Origin of the sequence: Verrucosispora sp. TAA-831 (assembly GCF_050780145.1) — a bacterium.
In the GTDB taxonomy this organism is placed as follows: domain Bacteria; phylum Actinomycetota; class Actinomycetes; order Mycobacteriales; family Micromonosporaceae; genus Micromonospora.
In genome coordinates this window covers 3,715,989-3,731,749 of the sequence record NZ_CP192240.1, presented here as the reverse complement: position 1 = coordinate 3,731,749, position 15,761 = coordinate 3,715,989, and the positions used below count along the sequence as shown (strand labels likewise).

At 69.3% G+C, this 15,761-nt stretch carries 18 protein-coding genes; 12 read left to right on the top strand and 6 right to left on the bottom strand.

Features of this window, described 5'->3' with window-relative positions; genetic code table 11:
• Positions 1–90: 90 nt before the first annotated feature.
• Positions 91–1,047: an AfsR/SARP family transcriptional regulator gene (locus tag ACQVFL_RS16835; RefSeq protein ID WP_431726948.1), complete on the top strand. Its 957-nt coding sequence runs from the start codon at positions 91–93 to the stop codon at positions 1,045–1,047.
• A gap of 755 nt (positions 1,048–1,802) precedes the next feature.
• Positions 1,803–2,678, top strand: a complete 876-nt coding sequence (locus ACQVFL_RS16830; RefSeq protein WP_431726947.1) for a DUF2637 domain-containing protein — start codon at positions 1,803–1,805, stop codon at positions 2,676–2,678.
• Positions 2,679–2,958: 280 nt separating this feature from the next.
• On the opposite strand, the gene ACQVFL_RS16825 is transcribed toward ACQVFL_RS16830, so the two are convergent.
• A complete protein-coding gene (locus tag ACQVFL_RS16825) occupies positions 2,959–3,150 on the bottom strand; it encodes a DUF397 domain-containing protein (protein ID WP_431726946.1) in 192 nt (63 codons plus the stop codon).
• Positions 3,147–3,947, bottom strand: a complete 801-nt coding sequence (locus tag ACQVFL_RS16820) for a helix-turn-helix domain-containing protein (protein WP_431726945.1) — start codon at positions 3,945–3,947, stop codon at positions 3,147–3,149. Before ACQVFL_RS16820 ends, ACQVFL_RS16825 begins: the two co-directional genes overlap by 4 nt.
• A gap of 410 nt (positions 3,948–4,357) precedes the next feature.
• Here ACQVFL_RS16820 and ACQVFL_RS16815 point away from each other — a divergent pair, with 410 nt between their 5' ends.
• From ACQVFL_RS16815 to tgmC, 8 genes are all read left to right on the top strand, one after another.
• The gene (locus ACQVFL_RS16815) at positions 4,358–4,606 is read left to right on the top strand and encodes a hypothetical protein (RefSeq protein ID WP_431726944.1); all 249 of its coding nucleotides are present in this window, start codon (positions 4,358–4,360) and stop codon (positions 4,604–4,606) included.
• Between the two features lie 203 nt (positions 4,607–4,809).
• Positions 4,810–5,061 (top strand): hypothetical protein, encoded by a 252-nt coding sequence (locus ACQVFL_RS16810; protein WP_431726943.1) that lies wholly within the window; start codon positions 4,810–4,812, stop codon positions 5,059–5,061.
• Positions 5,062–5,265: 204 nt separating this feature from the next.
• Positions 5,266–5,769: a hypothetical protein gene (locus tag ACQVFL_RS16805; protein ID WP_431726942.1), complete on the top strand. Its 504-nt coding sequence runs from the start codon at positions 5,266–5,268 to the stop codon at positions 5,767–5,769.
• On the top strand, positions 5,769–6,152 hold the full coding sequence (locus ACQVFL_RS16800) for a helix-turn-helix domain-containing protein (RefSeq protein ID WP_431726941.1): 384 nt from the start codon (positions 5,769–5,771) through the stop codon (positions 6,150–6,152). Before ACQVFL_RS16805 ends, ACQVFL_RS16800 begins: the two co-directional genes overlap by 1 nt.
• Positions 6,153–6,198: 46 nt before the next feature.
• Entirely contained in the window at positions 6,199–6,537 is a 339-nt protein-coding gene (locus tag ACQVFL_RS16795; RefSeq protein ID WP_431726940.1) for a hypothetical protein, read from the top strand.
• A gap of 202 nt (positions 6,538–6,739) precedes the next feature.
• Entirely contained in the window at positions 6,740–6,964 is a 225-nt protein-coding gene (tgmA, locus tag ACQVFL_RS16790) for a putative ATP-grasp-modified RiPP (RefSeq protein WP_431726939.1), read from the top strand.
• A gap of 9 nt (positions 6,965–6,973) precedes the next feature.
• On the top strand, positions 6,974–7,900 hold the full coding sequence (gene tgmB / locus ACQVFL_RS16785; RefSeq protein WP_431726938.1) for an ATP-grasp ribosomal peptide maturase: 927 nt from the start codon (positions 6,974–6,976) through the stop codon (positions 7,898–7,900).
• Complete coding sequence (gene tgmC, locus ACQVFL_RS16780; RefSeq protein ID WP_431726937.1) at positions 7,893–9,044, top strand: ATP-grasp peptide maturase system methyltransferase; 1,152 nt, start codon at positions 7,893–7,895, stop codon at positions 9,042–9,044. The genes tgmB and tgmC overlap by 8 nt, the downstream gene beginning before the upstream one ends.
• Positions 9,045–9,550: 506 nt before the next feature.
• Here the strand turns inward: tgmC and ACQVFL_RS16775 are convergent.
• On the bottom strand, positions 9,551–10,306 hold the full coding sequence (locus tag ACQVFL_RS16775; RefSeq protein WP_431726936.1) for a hypothetical protein: 756 nt from the start codon (positions 10,304–10,306) through the stop codon (positions 9,551–9,553).
• Between the two features lie 783 nt (positions 10,307–11,089).
• On the opposite strand from ACQVFL_RS16775, the gene ACQVFL_RS16770 reads away from it, so the two are divergent.
• Positions 11,090–11,905 (top strand): replication-relaxation family protein, encoded by an 816-nt coding sequence (locus ACQVFL_RS16770; RefSeq protein WP_431726935.1) that lies wholly within the window; start codon positions 11,090–11,092, stop codon positions 11,903–11,905.
• A gap of 54 nt (positions 11,906–11,959) precedes the next feature.
• Here the strand turns inward: ACQVFL_RS16770 and ACQVFL_RS16765 are convergent, their stop codons facing one another.
• The 3 genes from ACQVFL_RS16765 to ACQVFL_RS16755 form a co-directional block, all read right to left on the bottom strand.
• On the bottom strand, positions 11,960–13,423 hold the full coding sequence (locus ACQVFL_RS16765) for a relaxase/mobilization nuclease domain-containing protein (protein ID WP_431726934.1): 1,464 nt from the start codon (positions 13,421–13,423) through the stop codon (positions 11,960–11,962).
• Positions 13,424–13,467: 44 nt separating this feature from the next.
• Positions 13,468–13,953, bottom strand: a complete 486-nt coding sequence (locus ACQVFL_RS16760; protein ID WP_431726933.1) for a hypothetical protein — start codon at positions 13,951–13,953, stop codon at positions 13,468–13,470.
• Between the two features lie 154 nt (positions 13,954–14,107).
• Positions 14,108–14,560: a hypothetical protein gene (locus ACQVFL_RS16755; RefSeq protein ID WP_431726932.1), complete on the bottom strand. Its 453-nt coding sequence runs from the start codon at positions 14,558–14,560 to the stop codon at positions 14,108–14,110.
• Positions 14,561–15,210: 650 nt separating this feature from the next.
• Here ACQVFL_RS16755 and ACQVFL_RS16750 point away from each other — a divergent pair.
• Entirely contained in the window at positions 15,211–15,702 is a 492-nt protein-coding gene (locus ACQVFL_RS16750; protein WP_431726931.1) for a hypothetical protein, read from the top strand.
• Positions 15,703–15,761: the final 59 nt, after the last annotated feature.

The window sequence follows — 15,761 nt, the reverse complement described above, 5'->3', positions numbered from 1 at the left end:
GACTCCTGGCGGTCGGCCGGTCCGGCCGCGCGACGACGCGGTTCGGATGGTGTCCGGTCCCATGGCTCCGGCCGTCGGCTGAGGTGACTGATGCTTCTCCGCTTCGACCTTCTCGGCCCGTTGTCGGTGTCCCGGGACGGGCACCCGGTCGACCTCGGCTCGGTCAAACAACGGCTGCTGCTGGCCCTGCTGCTGACCCGCCCCGGTGAGGCCGTACCCGCCGACGAACTGGTGAACCTGCTCTGGGGCGACCAGCCGCCGGCCTCCGCCGGGGCCAACATCCGCACCTACGTGCGCGGGCTGCGGCAGGCGATCGACTGCGACGGACGGATCGTCACCACCGCCGGGGGCTATCTGCTGCGGGTCGAGCCGGACGACCGCGACCTGGACCGCTTCGACGCCGCCGTGGCGCGCGGGCGCACCGCCGCGACCAGCGGTGACCCGGTACGCGCCGAGGCCGAGCTGGCGCAGGCACTGGCGCTGTGGCGCGGGCCCGTCCTGGCCGGACTGCCGCTGCCCCGGGCACTGTCGCGCTGGGTCGGGCAGGTGGCCGAGCGGCGTCTGCTGGCCGAGGAGGACCACGCCGGCACCCGACTCGCGCTGGGTGCGGCGGCGCAGGTGATCCCCCGACTCCGGGCCCTGCTCGAACGGCATCCGCTGCGGCAGCGCGCCTGGGCGCACCTGATGACCGGCCTGTACCACAGCGGGGACGTGGCCGGGGCGACGGCGGCCTTCCGGCAGGCCCGACAGGTGCTCGCCGAGGAGACCGGGATGGACCCGGGGCCCGAGCTGACCCGCCTGTACGACGACATCCTGCACCACCGCTGCCCGCCGCCCGGCCCGCCACCGCCCGCCCGGGCCGCGCCCGCCGCCGTCCGGACCCGTCCGGCGCAGTTGCCGATCACCACGCCGGACTTCGTCGGTCGTCGGGAGCAACTCGCCCGGCTCGACGCGGTCGTCGGGCACCCGGGCGGCGGACCGACCTCCGTGGTCGTCACCGTGGTGTGCGGGATGGCCGGGGTCGGCAAGCCGAACACGGAAAACTAACCCACAAATTTTCGCCCGGATCGTACCGGTCTGATCCGATAGGCGGCCCCCGGTCAACCCGCACGGCGGGGACTGGCGCCTACTTCCACCGGTCTATCGGTGCATGTCCAGGCTACGGCATCGGGGCTGATCGACCCTCGCGCCTTAGCGACTGCCCCCGCCGCGCCGTGACCCGCCGACCGGCGCCGCCTCGGGCGGTCCGCGCGCACCCATACCAACGCGACCGCATCGGCCGCTCGCCGGTCCCTGCAACCCCTTGACCTTTCCCGACCCGCCGAGCGGGCCGGGCCGATGACGCGCGCCTCGCGCCGAGCCTCCCGCTGCCCGACCGGTGCCCTGCGCCCCGGTGAGTACGCCCGAATTCCTGCCAGCAAAGGACTTCACGCCATGACAGGCACCCACGAACACACAGACCCGATACTGCGACGAACCCCAACCGATCGGCACCCCGCGTGGTGTGACCGGTCCCGGTGCACCGCCGACCCGGCCAGTCAGGCAAACGGCTACCGGTCCGGTGTCGGCGGTGAGCACAGGTCCGTCCCGTTCCCGCTGAACCTCACCACGGCTCAATGGCTGCCCGTCAGGGACGGGACGGCATGGCTCACTGAGGCGTGCGCCCCGTGGCCGTGTGAGCCCTACCTGCGCGTGCAGGTGGGCGACGCCCATCTGTCCATGCCCGCCGACAACGCCCGGCGCGTGCTCGATGCCCTCTCGACGCTGCTCGCGTCGGCCGCAACTGTCCCGGAGGTGACCCGATGAAGAACCGAACCGATAAGACTCTGTTGATCCTCACCGCGTTGTTCGTCGCCGGGCTGGCCTTCGTCGCGGGTGCGATCAGCTTCGCGCACATGCGTGAACTGGCCCTTCACCATGGTCAACTTGGCTGGAAGTCGTATGCGTTCCCGATCAGCGTGGACGGGCTGGAAATCGTGGCCAGCCTCTACCTGGTAGCGCAGCGTCGCGCCGGGCGGCCTACCGGCTGGATTCCGTGGGTCGCGCTCATCATCGGCACCGCCGCGAGCCTCGCCGCGAACATCGCGGTAGGCGGGGCGGACCCGATCGGCAAGGCGCTGGCCGGTTGGCCGGCGGTCTCCATGCTGGTCTCGGTCAAACTTCTGTTCGCGATGATCGACCACACCAACGATGATCAGCGGACGACCGTCCGGGACGATCAGCGGACGTCCGCACCCGTCCCGGCTGTCCCCGGGACCGTCCGCCGGACCGGACGGGACGACGTGGCGCGGTCCGGGACCGCCCCCGGCGAGCGGACGAAAACCCCCGGGCCGTCCGCGACCGGCCCGGCCGACCCGGCGGGCGCCCCGGGCGGCGCGAGCCGGCCTGGCCCGCTCGGGACCGGCATCCCGGACGATCGGGCGGCGACGGTCGACATCCGGACCGTGGGGCATTTGATCCCGGCGGCGCGGGCGGCAGGTGTGACCCTTACCGCCGAGGGGCGGTCGCTGTCGCGGGACAACCTCGCGGACGCCATCCGCGATGATGGGCACGGTGTGTCCAACGAACGCGCTTCACTCCTTCTCAAGATCCTGAAGGCAGAACAGGCCGTGGCTACCATCGACCCGTCCACCGTCCGGCCCCATCCGCAGGAACCGATGACGGAGCGTGTGGCTTAACGTCGATGAGGAAGTTGGGACAAGGAGCGGGGCGCCCCGCACGGCTGGAGCGCCCCGTTGCCGGTGGTCCGATCTTTGCCCGCCCGCCTCTGACCGGCGTGACGGGGTTCATCGTGGACCTACCTCGCTCGATTCGCCTGGCCGAGAGGCCCTAGGCGATGCGCTCGGGAGGTTATGAACCGGCCACCCTCGGTGAGGCTTTCCCAAAAACGCAAGCAGCGACCCCCTGATGTACGGGAGTCGCCGTCCCGTTCGGCAACTGGTCGGGTGGCCGGCTACCTCACCGGTCGAGCCGTCCTGCCTTCAATCCGTCCATGAAGGAGGCAAACACGTCGTACTCGAACCCGAGGGTCGGCCCGGTCGGGTCCTTGGAGTCTCGCATCTCCACCCGGCCGTCCCTGTCCCGCAGCTCGACGCAGTTGCCGTTGTCGCCCGACCGAGTGGACTTCCTCCACTCTTGTCCAAGAGTCACTCTTTCATCTCCTCTATGGCCTTGCGAATGAAATGCACCGAATCGACATCACTTAGGGCGATCGACTGAAGTCGGTTGAACACGTCGATATACCACTCTACTCGCCGTTCAGGATAGAGGTCGCCTGCCATGCCCTCGATGTAGATCGCGTCGCGCTCACCTGGTGCGAAGCTGTGGATGACGAACGACCCGAGCGACCCTGGATGAGCCCCGGCAGCAAACGGGATCACCGCGACGTCAACGTTCGGGCGGGTCGCTACATCGAGAATGTGCTGCAACTGCTGGCGCATCACATCCGGCCCGCCAACCGGGCGCCGGATCGCAGCCTCGTCAAGCACGAAGGAGAGCACGGGCGGGTCGTCGCGGTCGAGGATCGTCTGACGTTGCGTCCGGACCGTGATCCGCTCGGAGATCGTCTCCTCGCTCAGCCGCGCCGGCCCTCGCTGCAGCAAGGCCCGCGTGTACTCCTCCGTCTGCAACAGGCCCGGCACGATGAACGGCTCGTAGTTGCGGATGGTCGAAGCGACCGCCTCGAAGCCGATCAACGTCTGGTACGGCCGGTTGATCGACGGGAAGTCATGCCACCATCCCCGGTCACCCTTGATTCCCGCGATCTCCACCATCTCTTCGATGGTCCCGGCATCGGCTCGGTAGGTCTGAAGTAACAGCTTGACGACGGGTACCCGCACCCCGACACGAGCCCGCTCGATCCGCGACAGGTGCGGACCGGAGATGCCCGCTGCCTTCGCGGCACCCTCTATCGACATCCCGGCTTGCTCCCGGTGCTGCTTGAGCACCTGACCCAGCCTTCTACGTCGTGCAGTCGGACCCTCGGACACGACGGCCAGTATCTCACCCCACCGATGCGCGTCGACACCGTCTCACTGACCTCGACGGACAGACGGTCCGAACATTCAGACAAGGGCGCTGGGACACTTGTCCCAGCCATTGAACGGTGGCATCCTGTCCATGACAGTGGTCCCGTCACTGCTGTCAGGTTGGGTCGAGTGACCATCCATGCCTCTCCCGGCAACCTGGAACGGCCCGCGCAGGAGGTGATCACTTTGTTGTTCGGCACCGTACTGGCCGCGTCGGTACTCGGGTACCTCGCGGGGCTGTGGTCGTTCAAGGTCAAGTCTCGATGGTGCCCGCGTTGCGGCGCCACGACGACGAGTGATCTCACCCCTCGGCGTGTGGAGCACCCCCGATGATCACGGTCAGGATCGGCGATGTCATCGAGGTTGATGACCATGACTATCGGTATGGCATTGGTCCGCTGATCGTGCGTGTTACCCGGATCGGTCGGCGACTACAGGTGGCCGATGGCGAGTGGCTTGATCTTGAGGGGTTGGAGCTGCGGCGGGACGGTACGCAGATCAGCCACCAACCACGCCCCGTGTCCGTACGCGTGGGCGGGATGCGATTCCGGCAGGGCGGTCCTCATGCCCGGCCGTGATCAGTACGGACGCGACAGGTCGCCCGTTGCTGTGGGCGGCGGGCACGCGGGTTCGCCGCGTGTCGACAAGGCTCCCCGCTGCTTCGTGACGTCAGGGTCCGTGGTGGTGGGTGAATCGGGACAGACGTGCCGCGCGGTACCGCTCGTGGGCACGCGGGGCCGCGCGGCACGTCTGTCCCTCGTTCGGCATAGGGATGTGTGAGATGGCAACGACCTATCACGGCGGATCACAGATCGACCACGCGCAGGCGACGTTGGACCGACACGCGGTGTCCAGCGGTGACGGGCTTTGCGTGGAGTGCAAGGTGCTCGGCCCGTGTCCGGCGCATGAGGCGGCGGCCAAGGTGTTCGCGTTCTCGGCCAGCCTGCCTCGGCGGCGGCCCGGCGCGACGCGCCCGGAGCTGATGGGCGCTAAACGGGTTGGTTTGAACTGGCTCGCGGCGCGGGCGGGATGACGTGCCGACCGCGTGGGCGGGGGCGGGGAGAGGGGTTCGTGCGCCGCTGCGGAATGCGCGTGCCGCTCGCCCGGCCGCGCCTGCCCCAACCACACTCACACATTCCAGGAACGGAAATCCATAGTGGCATATCAACCGGGTCCCAACGACCTGTTGCGCGGCGCGCGGCGGGAGCGGTTGTCCCCGTCCGGGTCAGGACGGCCGATGTCGCGGCAGGAGTTAGCCGAGTTCGTTGCCGCCTACCTGTTCAAGCACACCGGGCGTACGGTCAACATCGATGGCCGCTACGTTGGCAAACTCGAACGGGGAGAGCACCGATGGCCAACGGAGCCATACCGCACGGCGTTCCGCGCGGTGCTCGGCCGGGACACCGATGCCGCACTTGGGTTCTTCGTCATCCAGGGGCACGCCAACGACGCGGCGCGGTTCGATCCGAAGTCGTCGCACGAAGCCGACGACGCTGATCAGGTGGCGTCGGAGGTGGGCGCCGGAGCGGTGCGGGTGAATGTGAGCGCGGAGGCGGGATCGGCGGTCACGGTGGTCTGCCAGGACGGCACAGCGGGCCGCGTGGCGGTGGTGGCCTGCGGGGTACGGGTGTTGATCGACGCGTCCGGCGCCGGTGGGGCGAACCTCACCCCGACCGTGTTCGATTTTCCGGCGATGCCGGATGGTGCGCGGGTGTACTCCCTCGCTGAGCGGCGGGCGTGATGCCGGCGGTCACGGACGGGGACCGGGCCGGTTGCGGTTGCGGGCTGACGGTGGTCCGGTGGACCGGGCGTGAGTCGCGGGCGTTGCGCGAGGCGTTGCGGATGAGTGTGCGCGCCTTCGCCGAACATCTCGGGGTGACGTCCTCGACGGTTTCCTCGTGGGAGAACAAAACCACCGCGTTGCCGCTGAGGTTGGCCACACAGTCGGTTCTTGATCGGGCGCTCAAACTTGCCGACACGGACGCGAAGACCCGGTTCGCGGTGCTGGTGGCCAGCCTCACGGACGGTCCGTCCGGCGCGGTGACCGGCGACGGGGGCAGCGTGGCGGGTAGGCCGGTCGTGACCGCGTTTCGTCGTCCCGAAATGGCGCGTTCCGCGTCCTGAAGCCTCAGCACAGCAACGGTTCTGAGATGGGAAGGGGGTCGTCACGGTGGGAGCGTCGATTCCGAACCTGCACGGCACCCCGACGCACGTGACGGCGGTGGAGTTGTACCAGGGTCATCACGGCGACGCGGCCGGGGCGTGTGTGCGCTGCGGCGAGCGGGCGCCATGCCCGGCACGCGAACACGCCGCGTCGGTGATCGCTGCGGCAGGGGAAGACCCGCGCTGGTATGACGGGCGGCTGGCTACCGCGCCGCCGGTGTCCGTTCCCGGCTCGGCGTCCCGTGAGTTCGGCCGCTCGTATCCGGATCACACCGGCTACGCCACCGGCGGACGCGGGGCGTCGTTGAGCGAGGGTTTCCAGTACGAACGAGAGCAGGAGCCGTGATGACCTTCGACAGCCGTTTCCCGCTGAACAATGGAGCTGACCTCTGGCGGCAATTGCGCAGTGGTGGTTGTCTGCATGACCTGTCACGCAGAGGCAGAAAGTTTCGTGTAGGAAAAACGGTGGGATTGATCGGTGAGGATCGCAACGATGCGTTCCGATCCGCTTTCCATAGTCTCGTTCCGCACCAGGGAAGGGAAAGGCGATGACAGTAGTAGCGTTCGGGGCGCGGCAGGCGGTTGACGTCGTGCCGGTGCCGGTGGATTTGTCCACGGTTCGTTTCGATCCGGATCGGCAGATCAGCGTCATCACTGAGGGCGGGGTGAGTGTTCCGGCGTTGAAGCACTCGACCGGTTCCACCTCCACGAACACGGCAGCGCAGGACAACAAGGGCGGGGCGGACAAAGACTCCGACCAGACCGAGGATTGAGGCGCAGGCGTGGGCGGGCATACGGTCGTGGTTTTCACCGGCGAGTTCGACGTGACCGCTGATGCGGTGATTGTCGAATTGGAACGTCGGGGGGTTCCGGTGTTCCGGTGTGATCCTGGCGCGTTCCCGTCCACGATGGTGCTGGGTGCCCGGTTCGGCGGGAGCTGGACCGGGCACCTGCGCACCGACCGGCGAACGGTGGACGTAGCCGACGTGGCGTGCGCGTGGTGGCGGCGCCCCACCCCGATCACGGTGCCGGCCGAGGTGCCGCACGCCGAGTGGGTGCGCGCGGAGGCGGTGGCTGGGCTACGCGGTGTGCTGGCGGTGTTGCCGTGGCTGAACCACCCGGACGACATCCGCGCGGCCGAGCACAAGCCGTTGCAGTTGGCGACAGCGGCGCAGGTCGGCTTCTCGGTCCCAGCAACGTTACTTACCAACGATCCGGCCGAGGCGCGGGCGTTCGCGCAGGCGCACGGCCCGATTATCTACAAGTCGTTGACCATCGGCATCCTCGGCGAGGACAAGGTGATCTATGCCCGTTCAGTCGATCCGGCGACGCTCGATGACGGTGTTGCAGTCACAGCGCACCTGTTTCAACAACAGGTCGAGAAAGCGCACGAGTTGCGAGTGACGGTGGTGGACGGAAACGTGTTCACCGCGCGCATTGAAGCCATGACTGAAAAAGGCCGCGCCGATTACCACAATCTTCGGTACAGTGCCGACACACTGCCCGAGGCAGTGGCGGACAAGGTGCGGCGATTTCTCACGCTGCGCCGCCTGCGTTTCGCCGCGCTAGATTTTGTCGTTACCCCGGATGGTGAGCACGTGTTTTTGGAGGCGAACCCGAACGGGCAATGGGCATGGATAGAACACGAAACCGGATCGCCGATAGCCGCTGCTATCGCCGACGCGTTGGAGGGCGCCACCCATGACTGAACAACTGTCCGGGCATATTCCCCGGTTCCTGTCCGGGTTGGAAGCTGACGGCTACCTGTCCGATCCGCTATGGAGCGAAGCGTTCGGTGAGGTGCCCCGTCACGTGTTCCTGCCCGCATTCTTCCTCCCGCTGCCCGATGGGCGGTGGCAGGCGATCGACGCGGCCCACCCGGACTACTGGCGCATGGTGTACGCCGACACCACCTTGACCACCCAGTTGGACGGCATGGTCAGCCCGGACCCGGCCGGTGGACCCCTGGCAGGGACCGGTACGTCCAGTTCGACACAGCCGGGACTCATGGCGTTGATGCTGGACGCGTTGCGCCTGTCCGGTGGGGAACGGGTCTTGGAGATCGGTACCGGCACCGGCTACAACGCGGCGTTGCTGTCGCACCGCCTCGGCGCGCAGAACGTCACCAGCGTGGAGGTTGATCCGGTGGTCGCGGACTCTGCCCGGCAACGAATCACGGCGTGCGGGTACCGGCCGACCCTGGTCACGGGCGACGGTGAACAGGGCTGGCGGGAGAATGCCCCCTATGACCGGCTGATCGCCACGGTGTCCGTGCCTGCGGTGCCGCCCACATGGCTGGCTCAGGTGCGTGACGGCGGGGTCATCGTGGTCAGCCTGTGGCGTGACCTGGGTGGCGGTCCGCTCGTGCGGTTGGAGGTCAACGGCGGTAGCGGGCAAGGGTTCTTCCTGGCACAGTCGGGCGGGTTCATGCCGGTCCGCGCGGCCGACCGGGCACCGGCAGCGCTGTCCACGGCGGTGAAACAGACCGGCACCACCCGGCCGACCCGGCACCCGAGTGTCGTGCTGCACCACGCCGACGCGGGTTTGTGGCTGGCGTTGCGGGTCCCCGAGGTGACGTGGCTCGGGTTCACCCCGAACGGCGGCAACGAGCAGATGTGGCTGTTCGCCTCGGATGGCTCATGGGCGGCGGTCGATGACACCGCCGGGCAGGTGGAGCAGTACGGGCAGCGTGATCTGTGGGACGAGATCGAATCCGTCTTCGACTGGTGGCGTGACGCCGGGGCACCGACCCGGGACCGCCTCGGACTAACCGTCACCGACACCGGCGAACATCGGTTCTGGCTGGACAGCCCGGACGCGGTGGTGTGGGACGACGCGGGCGCACGCCGGTAGCCTCCACGGGTATGACGGTCCCTCGGCGGGGGCGCACCCCCATTGCCGGGGCGGGACATCCCGCCCCGGCCGTTTGCTGTGCCCCCGCCCCCTACCTCGCGGGGCCGAGGTACGTCGGGTGGGGCTGGGATGTCAAGCTGTGATCGCGAACTGACCGGGCACTACGGCGTCACAGAGCCAGTCATCGACCGCACGATGCAGAACTTGTGAGCGAAGGGCATCACGGAGACGCTGCCAGGCGTCGGCGTCTACGTTCGAGAGCACTGACGCCGCCCCCTGGCCTCCTCACTACAGCCAGTCCGCGCTCGCAGCGAACGCAGCGCTGGAGCGCCCAGGGCCATCCATGGAAAATCGACGACCGATCCGCCCCGGCGCTACACCCTCTGCCATCCCTGTGGCGAACACCAGCGGCAGGTTCACCTGAGGATCAACAAACCCGAGCCGAAGTCACACGCTTCGAGGCGCCACCACTACATAAGACAGCGGCTTTCGGGTGGGCAGGAGAGTTAAGGGGCGAAGCTTTCACGCTCTGGTACAGCGAATGTTTCGTCTCCGAATGGGCTTGAGATGTCCAGCGTGACAAGTGAATGCTGCACGAGAGTTCGCCCACTGGCCGACATGTTGTTCGCGGCCAGCACGATACCCGTCGCGAAATGCACGTCAACGTCACACTGGTCAGCCCAGGGGCTCACAAGTGCGGACTCGACAAGGTCGGCGGATCGAGGGGATCCTTGCAGCCGGACTGCCGCGCCAAACTCGGACTCGAAAGGCTCGGCGTGCGTGATCGATAGCGCCGGTAGGACAAGGGATGGGTCAATGACCTCGCGGAGGGCGGGGCTCGGGGCCTGCTGCCAGGCAGTCGGCGCCAGTTGCCGAACGTCGGCCGAAGGATCGGGACGCCATGCTCTGACTGTGGCGTCTACATATGCCCAGCGGGTGACACCGTCCGAACCGTGGGCACGTAAGACGGCGCCTTCCTCGCCGAGGTCTTCGTAACGCCACCGATCAGGCTTGTCTACCTGTAGGCGGCAGCGGACCACGTTTGGTGGCGTGGGAGCCTCCGGCCGACTCCGTATCAGCAACCCGCCGAGCGACCAGCGCCCCGGCGTGGTCAGCGGAGACACGGATTGTCCCAACGCCGGGGCGACGACCTCGGCGAGGTACCGCTCGTCGTAGGAGCTGACGAGTTCGATGGCAAGGCGGGGATGACGGGCGTCGGCCGTTGTCATGGCGACCAGCAGGGGTCCCAGAATCTCGTTCATACTGCCTTCCACAGGTCGTTCACCCGCGTCTGGTTGTCTCGGTAATGAATGCCCAGGACGCTGACACCTCGGCGGGAAGTCGGCCATCCTGCTCACGCATCCGTGCGGGAACGTACCAAGCGGCGTTGACAATGATCAACCGGCTTTCGTCGCTTGACACTGTCGAGATGCGGATCCGATCGTCGACAGTGTACGTGCATCTGGCAGGAGTCGCCGTGGGTTCACACGACGCTTCTTCCGGTGTCCCTGTAGGCAGGCCGTTCCCTTCGATGGTTCGGTAGGCGAGTATCTGTATACGTGTCGGTTCGACCGAAGTTGCAAGGTCAATGTGCACGGCAGACTCCGCGACAAGACCCATCGGGTTGGAGCGCGGTACGGTTGCTACCTCACCCTCCTTGACCAAGCCCTGTTCAATCCATATCCAGTATACTAGTTGCCCGGCGATTTCAGCTCGTTGCCCGGAGCGCAACATCGCTTGAGGGACATGTGGGGGCGGGTCAACGGCGAGGCGGCGCTGCGCGTCGAAGGAGACGCTGGCCTGCTCGTCCGCCGACGTGCGCTGTCCGCACCCTGGCAGAGACAGCAAGATTACCGCTGTAGCCGCGAAAGCTAGTACCGCCCGGTGTGGTGCCCCGCCGGCGGCGCACCATCGCACCGCCGGCCAAAGCAAGCATTTCGAGCCCGAGCTGTTTAACACGTAATGCCGTCTACCCGATTCGAGGTGTTGGAGGTGTATGTACCGCTACTCTCAATGCTCTCGTGGTAGGAGGTTCCGAGCCAGTCGTGGACATCACCGGCGCAGTAAGGCGACGCGGCATTCTTTTCGATGTAACCGCTGCTGGCGTTGCTCTGGAGGCGGCGCTGTGCTTCGACAACGTGCACACCGCCCGCAACCGGCTCAACCTCCTTGCTACACGCGGTGTCCTGTCCCGGTTCCGGGACGCGGTACGGCCCGGCTCCCAATCGTGGCGGTGGTCGCTGGGCTGGATCGGCGCGGCCTATGTCGCGTACCGCGACGGCGCGGCCGTGCCCCGGCCCGGCACCGTGGCGGACCGGGTCAACCGGCTCGCGTCCAGTCCACGCCTGGCACACCTGCTCGGCATCAACGCCTTCTTCGTGGACCTGGCCGCGCACGCCCGCACCACCCCCGGCGCCCGGCTCGGCGCGTGGTCGTCGGAACGGGGCTGCCGCGACGTGTGCGGGGACCTGGCCCACCCGGACGGGCACGGCGTGTGGACCGAAGACGGTCACACAGTCTCGTTTTGGCTGGAGTACGACCGCGCCACCGAACCCGCCCGCCGGGTCCTCGGAAAGTTGGACGGCTACGAATCCCTGCACCGGGCGGCCGGACTGTCGCACTCGGTACTGATCCGGATGCAGACTCCACGGCAGGAAACCGCGCTACACCAACGGTTGCGAACCCACCCGGCCGTGACCCGGGGCGGCCTGTTCGTGGCCACCACGTCCGGCGACCACACCACCCACCCCGCCGGGCCGGTCTGGCTCCCGGTCGGCCACACGGCCCGGCTCCGACTGGCCCACCTGCCGAACCCGGCCCCCGTCGCGCACCGGGCCGCGCACCCCGACGACCCCGACTGACCCCGGGGCGCCGGGCGGCACCGTCACGGCGTCGCCCGGCACACCCGGGCCGGTCTACCGCTGCCGGCCGCGCCGGTCGAGTGACGGCGGGTCCGGCGTCGGCGGTCGGGCGGCCCGCGCATCCGGTGTGCGGGCGTCTGCCGTCCCGGCGGGCGGGTGGTACAGCGGAAGGTGTCCGGCCGCGTGGCGGGCGGCCCGCGCCTGATGGAGGCGGTCCTGCGCCTTGCGTAGGTCGGCCAGACTCTCCGCGAGGGCGGCGACGGTGAACACGAGGTGCAACGCGGCGACGGTGTCTCGGTCGCGGGACACCGTGCCCGTGGCCGCGATCAGCCGGGCCATCGCGCGCAGGTGGCTCGCCTGCGACACCCGGCGGGCCGACGCTCGGCCGTGTAGGTCGTGGGCGGCCCGGTCGAACCAATCGGCGGCATCGCTGAGCGGCCCACCTTCCCGGCCTTCCCACGCGGTCGCGGTCGCGGTCAACAAGTCGGCGGCGGCTGAGGCGATGGCTGAGGCGACCAGGGGACTCGACGCGGCCCGCATCGCCTCGTGGGCGTCGCGGACCGTCTCGGCCGCGCGGCGCGACACGTCCGGCGGGACGATACCGGTCGCGGCCACCCTCGCGGCGTTCCCGCCCCTGCCTGTTGGCGGGGTCTCGGTCCACCGGGACCGCAGTTGCGGCAACGTCAGGTCGGGGGCGAGGCGGCCCCCGCCGTACCACACCGTGTCGCCGGTTGCGGTGCGGTGCCCGTCGAGCCCGACCGCGTACCCGGTCACCTGCTCCGGGTCGCGCGTACCCCGCCGCAGCTTCACCCGCACGCCCGCCTGCGCGAGGCGGGCAAAGAAGTCCCGTTCATCCGTGGCGACGGCGGCGGCCTCACGCACCCGGCGCCGTAACCGCTCGCGCGGCGCCACGCCGCGACCCGCCCGCCCCGTCTCGCGACCCGGCCGCGTGCTGCTGGACGCGGTGCGCAGCCGCGCGGCCTTGTTCAGCTCGGCCGGGCTCGGCCACCGGCGCGACCCCTTCCCGGGGGGCGCGACCCGGTACAGCCCGTACCGCTGCTCAAGATCCCGGCAGGCGGCCTGCGCCTTACGCTTGTCCTGCCACGGCCACACCGTGCGCCGGTCCTGACGCACGAGCGTGGCCACCACGTGCACGTGATCGTCGTTGTGACGCACCGCCACCCACCGCACCGCGTCCACGTCCCCGTGCGGCGCCAACCCGACAGCGGCGATCACCTCGGCCGCGATGTGCGCCCACTGGGCATCGGACAGGATCCGGTCGGTCGGATGGTTACGGATCGAGGCGTGCCACACCGGCGCGGACGGCGCCCGGAACCCGGCCCGCACCGGCTGTTCCAACAGGTTCGTCAACCCGCGCACGTCATGCCACCCGCCGGACCGCTCAGGCGGTTGCAACGCATCGAGCGGGCCGGACCCGTCCCACGCGGCCACCACCCGGGGCCGGACGTGTTCCTCCCGCTTGCCGGGACCGAACAGGTACCGCAAGAGTCCGCCCACGTGGGCGCCGCGTGGGTGCACCGCAGGAATCACCGGTGGCCGTTTCAGGCCAACCGGCGGTGAATGCGCGCAACCACCGTGTCCACCTCGGCCACGGCTCGCGCCACCCGGCTGACCGCCTGTTCCAGCCACACCGGCGGCGCCCCGGTCGAGTGAAGCTGCGCTACGGCCTGGTTGAGGTTGGTGCCGGCGCGGTTGACCGCGTTGCGGACAGCGAACAACTCCCGCTGTAGCTCGGCCAACTCCTCCACCCCGGCGGGCGCCTCACCCGCCCGGCCCACCTCACCCGGCGTGCGCCGGGCCACGGCGAGCGCGGCCAGGGCACAGAACCCGGTCAACGTCATCTGCGCCGCATCGGCGGCGGCCTTGATCTGCGACACCTCCGCGCCGGTGAACCTCGGCGTGAGCCGCTGATCCCGCACCGCCGGGCCACGCGGCCGGTACCGGCGAGGCGGCGCGGCCGGGCCGGTGCTGCTCTGGTCGGTCGGCGCGCCCGGCGCGCCGCTGCTGGTGTTCGGGTCATCTGCCATGCACCGCACGGTGAACGGCTGCCGTTATCGGACCCGCTACCAGCGACCCGTAACACCCCGCGCACCGCGCCTCGAACGGTGACCGCGCCCGGTCACAGCACTTCGTGTGCCGAAGGCACCAGCTTGCTCCCGATGATCATGGCCCGTGCGGGCGTTACCGGTTGACGGGGCCACCGGGTCCGGGCTGGACGGTCACGCACCACGGACACACCACGCTCGACGCGGCGGCGGGCACGGCGAAATCCCGCGCGCACGCCCGGCGGCTGCGCTTGGATCCGATCCGGCGGTGCCGGTGGCCGGAACAGGTTACGGTCACGTCGGCGGGGATCTCGTCGCCCACGGTGCGGAGCTGCGCATGGCCGCACTCGTCGCACACCGCCTCGGGCGGCGGCGCGGTGATCTCCCGCTCCTGCGAGCGGATCGAATACAGGCGCTGGTCGGCACGGTGCGGGGTGACCTGGCCGCACCCGTCGCACCGCAGGTAGCGCACCGACAGCGGCACCGGACGGCGCATCTCGTGAACGAACTCGCGCGCCAGCATACGAACCAACGCCCAACCGGACGGCTCGGGCGCTTCGCTGCCGGACGGCTCCACCATGGCCACCATCAGACCGCACCCGGAGGCATCGGGCCAACCCCGGCGTGCACACCGGCGGAACGGCCGGACCGTTCCGCCGTTCCGCCGTTCCGTGGCGACTGTTCCGGAACGACGGCCCGTTCCGCGTGGTCTGTTCCTTGCGCCGGGCGGAACGGTCCACGCGTCCAGTACGTCCGGTGCGGAACGGTCCGGACGCCGTGGCGATACGGGGCCGGAACGGGGCCGGTCGTTCCGCTTCCGCTTCGCTTCCTGGTTCCGCTTCCGCCTGCCCGGGTGGAAGCGGAAGCGGCAGCACCGGCGTGGTAGCGGCTGGTAACGCTGCCTGGTAACGCCCGGCAGACGGTGCTACCAGGCGCTACCCGTAGCGCTCCCGGCAACCCACCCGCAACGCGTTCGCTCACCCGTAGCGCCCCCGGGTCCGGCGGTGCTACGGGCAGGCGAGCAACCGCCCGGACGCAACGGCACGAACGCGCCAACGTCTGCGGCCCCACATCTCGGCCCGTACCGGGCCGTGCCGTTACCGGCTGACGCGTCCGCTACCAGCGTCAACCGTCAACGGTCCGCTAACCCCCACTTGTCAACGTCGAGCCCAGAACAGGAGGCGAACCACCTATGCACACGACTCTCACGAAACCCGCGAAAGTCAACAGTGGAGGACAATGGCCACAAGCCAGAACCCGAACCCGCGCCGTCGCCCGTCTCTAGGCGACCGGTCGGCCACCGGCCCGGCGACCCCGCCCGGCACCGACCCCACCCCCGACACCCACCGGCACGACACCGGCCATCCCAACGCGCGGGGGACGTTACCGATGGCCCGCCACCTCTCCACTCCTTCCACCAACGCCCCGGTGCGCGTCGAGTCCCGACGCGACCGGCCCACCCCAACCGGCGACGGCTCGGCGGGGGTGTCGTCGGCGGACCGGGCCATCATGCGCGCCCGGCTCGCCGCGATGGCCGCACCCCGCGACAGCGACAGCCCACGCCTGGCCAAGCTACGCGCGGTGCTGCGTGACGAGTCGCTGATGGCGCACGTGCGGGCCAACGTCGAAGCGTGGCCACCGTTGAGCGACGAGCAACGCGACACCCTAGCCGCGCTGCTCGACCGCACGGCCGACCGTACGGCGACGCGTTCGCGGCGGCGGGCGGCCTGATGGCCGCGCACGACAACGGGGCGCCCCCACGATCGGGGGCGCCCCGTGGCGTCCGGAAC

What these genes read in the sequence shown, in the direction of transcription:
- ACQVFL_RS16835 (WP_431726948.1), top strand. Translation starts at nt 91, where the DNA reads ATGCTTCTCCGCTTCGACCTTCTCGGCCCGTTGTCGGTGTCCCGGGAC.
- ACQVFL_RS16830 (WP_431726947.1), top strand. Translation starts at nt 1,803, where the DNA reads ATGAAGAACCGAACCGATAAGACTCTGTTGATCCTCACCGCGTTGTTC.
- ACQVFL_RS16815 (WP_431726944.1), top strand. Translation starts at nt 4,358, where the DNA reads ATGATCACGGTCAGGATCGGCGATGTCATCGAGGTTGATGACCATGAC.
- ACQVFL_RS16810 (WP_431726943.1), top strand. Translation starts at nt 4,810, where the DNA reads ATGGCAACGACCTATCACGGCGGATCACAGATCGACCACGCGCAGGCG.
- ACQVFL_RS16805 (WP_431726942.1), top strand. Translation starts at nt 5,266, where the DNA reads ATGTCGCGGCAGGAGTTAGCCGAGTTCGTTGCCGCCTACCTGTTCAAG.
- ACQVFL_RS16800 (WP_431726941.1), top strand. Translation starts at nt 5,769, where the DNA reads ATGCCGGCGGTCACGGACGGGGACCGGGCCGGTTGCGGTTGCGGGCTG.
- tgmA (WP_431726939.1), top strand. Translation starts at nt 6,740, where the DNA reads ATGACAGTAGTAGCGTTCGGGGCGCGGCAGGCGGTTGACGTCGTGCCG.
- tgmC (WP_431726937.1), top strand. Translation starts at nt 7,893, where the DNA reads ATGACTGAACAACTGTCCGGGCATATTCCCCGGTTCCTGTCCGGGTTG.
- ACQVFL_RS16775 (WP_431726936.1), bottom strand. Translation starts at nt 10,306, where the DNA reads ATGAACGAGATTCTGGGACCCCTGCTGGTCGCCATGACAACGGCCGAC.
- ACQVFL_RS16760 (WP_431726933.1), bottom strand. Translation starts at nt 13,953, where the DNA reads ATGGCAGATGACCCGAACACCAGCAGCGGCGCGCCGGGCGCGCCGACC.
- ACQVFL_RS16755 (WP_431726932.1), bottom strand. Translation starts at nt 14,560, where the DNA reads ATGGTGGCCATGGTGGAGCCGTCCGGCAGCGAAGCGCCCGAGCCGTCC.
- ACQVFL_RS16750 (WP_431726931.1), top strand. Translation starts at nt 15,211, where the DNA reads ATGGCCACAAGCCAGAACCCGAACCCGCGCCGTCGCCCGTCTCTAGGC.